At 41.7% G+C, this 4,825-nt stretch carries 2 protein-coding genes; both read right to left on the reverse strand.

Translation table 11 applies throughout. The annotated features are described in order from the left end of the window. Positions 1-3,159 (reverse strand): DNA-directed RNA polymerase subunit beta' (gene rpoC, locus AC1DPZ_RS22005; protein WP_477407473.1); only part of this gene is annotated, 3,159 nt, incomplete at its 3' end. A gap of 105 nt (positions 3,160-3,264) precedes the next feature. After that, positions 3,265-4,825, reverse strand: a 1,561-nt coding sequence (rpoB, locus tag AC1DPZ_RS22010; RefSeq protein WP_477407475.1) for a DNA-directed RNA polymerase subunit beta, incomplete at its 5' end; no start/stop codon positions are given.

Raw genomic sequence — 4,825 nt, forward strand, 5'->3', positions numbered from 1 at the left:
CTCTAATACAGCATCAAACTGTGTTAAACCTGCAAACTCGGATATGATAACCGCATTGTACGGATCCCATGAACAGATACGGTCGCCTTTGGTTACCTTACTGCCATCCTGAATGTACAGATATGAACCGTAAGGAATATTGTTGGTAACAATTACTTTGTTACTGCCCTGCTCAACTATACGGAACTCGCCTGAACGGCCTAACACCACGTCAACTAAACCTTCTTCGGTTTTGTATTGAACAGTACGTACGTTTTCAAACTCAATGATACCATCAAACCTTGCGTTAATCTGTGATTCGGCAGCAATGTTTGATGCGGTACCACCCACGTGGAATGTACGCAGTGTTAACTGTGTACCYGGCTCACCGATAGACTGTGCAGCAATTACACCAACAGCTTCTCCTTTTTGCACGCGTTTACCGCTTGCAAGGTTACGGCCATAACATAAAGCGCACACACCGCGTTTACTTTCGCATGTTAATACCGAACGAATTTCAATACCTTCTAACGGAGAGTTCTCGATCTTTTTACCAATCTCTTCAGTAATATCCTGACCTGCATGTGCCAACAATTCATTGGTGATAGGGTCATGAACATCATGTAAAGTGGTACGACCTAAGATACGGTCATATAATGGCTCAACAATATCCTCGTTGTCTTTTAACGCAGTTGTATAAATACCTCTTAAAGTACCGCAATCAACCATACCAACAATCATATCCTGGGCAACATCATGTAACCTACGGGTTAAGTAACCAGCATCTGCAGTTTTTAACGCTGTATCCGCCAAACCTTTACGCGCACCGTGGGTTGAAATGAAGTATTCTAATACCGACAAACCTTCTTTAAAGTTTGAAAGGATCGGATTTTCAATGATCTCGCCGCCTGAACCTGATTTTTGAGGCTTAGCCATCAAACCACGCATACCTGCAAGCTGACGGATCTGCTCTTTAGAACCACGCGCACCTGAATCAAGCATCATGTACACCGAGTTAAAGCCCTGGTTATCGTTGCTCAGGATGTCCATTACATTCGCGGTTAAGCGGTTGTTGATACGTGTCCAGATATCGATAATTTGGTTATAGCGCTCGTTGTTGGTGATGAAACCCATATTATAGTTACCCATTACCTCTTCAACTTGCTTAGAAGCTGTTTCGATCAGTGTAACTTTTTCTGCAGGGATATTAATATCCTTCAGGTTAAATGATAAACCACCCTGGAATGCCATTTTGAAACCTAACTCCTTAATATCATCAAGGAACTGGGCCGCACGTGCCATACCGGTAATTTTCACTACTTCACCAATAATATCACGCAGTGATTTTTTGGTTAGTAATTCGTTGATATAACCTACTTCAACCGGCACATGCTGATTAAACAACACGCGGCCTACTGTAGTATCAATAATTTTGCTTACAATTTTTCCATCACGATCTTTAATAAAGGCCTTAACCTTGATAAAGGCGTGCAGATCAATCTTTCTTTCGTTGTATGCAATAATTACTTCTTCGGCAGAATAAAAAGTTAAACCCTGGCCTTTTACAATACGTCCTTCATCAGTTTTACGGCCTTTGGTTATGTAGTACAAACCAAGCACCATGTCCTGTGATGGTACGGTAATAGGCGTACCGTTTGCAGGATTCAAAATATTGTGCGATGCAAGCATCAATACCTGGGCTTCCAAAATTGCCGCGTTACCAAGTGGTACGTGAACAGCCATCTGGTCACCGTCAAAATCCGCGTTGAATGCTGTACAGGTTAAGGGGTGCAATTGAATCGCTTTACCTTCAACCAATTTTGGCTGGAACGACTGGATACCTAACCTGTGCAGCGTTGGCGCACGGTTTAGTAATACAGGGTGTCCTTTCAATACGTTTTCCAAAATGTCCCAAACCAACGGGTCTTTACGGTCAACAATCTTTTTGGCAGATTTTACTGTTTTAACCACACCACGCTCAATCATTTTGCGGATGATAAATGGTTTAAACAGCTCGGCAGCCATATCTTTTGGTAAACCGCACTCGTGTAATTTAAGGTTTGGCCCTACAACAATTACCGAACGGGCAGAATAATCCACACGTTTACCTAATAAGTTTTGACGGAAACGGCCCTGCTTACCTTTCAAAATATCCGAAAGTGATTTCAAAGCACGGTTACCTTCTGTTTTAACAGCGTTAACTTTACGTGAGTTATCAAATAACGAATCTACAGCTTCCTGTAACATACGTTTTTCGTTACGTAAAATAACTTCCGGCGCTTTTATCTCTATCAAACGTTTTAAACGGTTGTTGCGGATAATTACACGGCGGTAAAGGTCATTCAAATCTGAAGTTGCAAAACGACCACCTTCCAAAGGCACTAACGGACGTAACTCAGGCGGGATAACAGGAACGATCTTAACGATCATCCACTCAGGGTTATTCTCGATCCTGGTTTTTGCATCACGGAAAGCCTCAACAACCTGTAAACGTTTTAACGCTTCGTTTTTACGTTGTTGTGAAGTTTCGTTTGCTGCCTGGTGGCGTAAGCTAAATGAAAGCTCATCCAAATCAAGGCGTTTTAATAATTCTTCCAAAGCCTCGGCACCCATTTTGGCAACAAATTTCTGAGGATCTTTGTCGTCAAGGTACTGGTTTTCTTTCGGAAGGGTATCTAATACGTCAAGGTATTCTTCTTCAGTAAGGAAATCCATTTTGTTGATTCCGTCTGCTTCTTTAATACCTGGTTGTATAACTACGTAACGCTCGTAGTAAATAATTAAGTCTAACCGTTTTGTTGGCAAGCCCAGTAAGTAACCAATTTTATTTGGCAACGAACGGAAATACCAGATGTGTGCAACAGGAACTACAAGGTTAATGTGGCCCATGCGCTCACGGCGTACTTTCTTTTCGGTTACTTCAACACCGCAACGGTCGCAAACAATCCCTTTGTAACGGATACGTTTGTATTTACCGCAATGGCACTCATAATCTTTAACCGGACCAAAAATACGCTCGCAGAATAAACCATCACGCTCAGGCTTGTAGGTCCTGTAGTTGATGGTTTCTGGTTTTAAAACCTCACCACTTGAACGCTCAAGAATGGACTCGGGAGAGGCCAGACTGATCGTAATTGTGGTGAAATTACTTTTGATTTTATTATCCTTTTTGTAAGACATAGTCTCCTTGTTTTTTAAAGTTGAGGTGAAAGGTAAAAGGTGAAAGGCAAAAGGTTATTGACATTATGCCTTAAACCTTTCACCTTTAGCCTTTTAGCTTTAACCTTATTCCAATGTGATATCTAAACCTAAACCTCTTAACTCATGAACCAATACGTTGAATGATTCAGGAACCGATGGTGTTGGCAGGTTTTCACCTTTAACAATAGCCTCGTAAGTTTTGGCACGGCCGATAACATCATCCGATTTAACGGTTAATATTTCCTGCAGTATGTTTGCTGCACCGAATGCTTCAAGTGCCCAAACCTCCATCTCACCAAAACGCTGACCACCAAACTGGGCTTTACCACCCAATGGCTGTTGTGTAATTAATGAGTATGGCCCAATTGAACGTGCGTGCATCTTATCATCAACCATGTGACCCAGTTTCAGCATGTATATGATACCTACTGTGGTTTGCTGGTCAAATCTGTCGCCGGTTAAGCCATTGTATAAATAGGTACGGCCGGATTCTGGTAAGTTTGCCTTTTTAACCCACTCCTCAACTTCTGTATGGCTTGCACCATCAAAAATCGGCGTAGCGAATTTAATGCCCAACTCTTTACCTGCCCAACCTAATACGGTTTCGTATATCTGCCCTAAGTTCATACGTGAAGGTACACCCAGCGGGTTCAACACAATATCAACCGGAGTTCCGTCTTCAAGGAAAGGCATATCCTCATCACGTACAATACGCGCAACAATACCCTTATTACCGTGACGACCGGCCATTTTATCACCTACTTTAAGCTTACGCTTTTTAGCAATGTAAACTTTAGCCATTTGAACAATACCCGATGGCAGTTCATCACCCACACTGATAGCAAATTTATCGCGACGGTAAGCACCCAGCTCTTCATTAACTTTAATGTTATAGTTATGAAGTAAGGTTTTTATCTGGTCGTTTTTATCATCATCAGTTGTCCATTTAGTTGGGTTAATATTTTCGTAATTAAGCTCAACTAAAATTTTCTGGGTAAATTTAACACCTTTAGGTACATGCAGCTCTTTGTAAACGTTGTAAACACCTTGTGATGTCTTACCGTTCACAATCTCAAATAACTTTTCGATCAAAGTATTTTTAAGATCTTTTACAGCTTTATCATGTTTGTTATCCAACTTCTCTAACTGTGCTTTTTCTTCGGCTTTCGACGTTTTCTTAGCGCGGCTAAATAATTTAGTATCTATAACTACACCAGCAATTGACGGCGGAGTTTTTAAAGATGCATCCTTAACATCGCCTGCTTTATCACCAAAAATGGCGCGTAATAGTTTTTCTTCTGGTGATGGGTCAGATTCGCCTTTCGGGGTGATTTTACCAATCAGGATATCGCCTTCCTTAACTTCGGCGCCTACACGGATAATACCGTCTTCGTCCAAATCTTTGGTAGCTTCTTCTGATACGTTAGGGATATCTGGTGTTAATTCTTCTTCGCCACGTTTGGTATCACGTACTTCCAGCTCAAACTCTTCTACGTGAAGTGAAGTGAAAATATCCTGTGATACAACGCGCTCAGATATTACAATCGCATCCTCAAAGTTGTAACCCTGCCAAGGCATGAAAGCCACTTTAAGGTTACGGCCCAGTGCAAGTTCACCTGCCTGTGTAGCATAACCCTCGCAAAGC

The sequence above is a fragment of the Mucilaginibacter sp. P4_G9 genome (assembly GCF_056400985.1).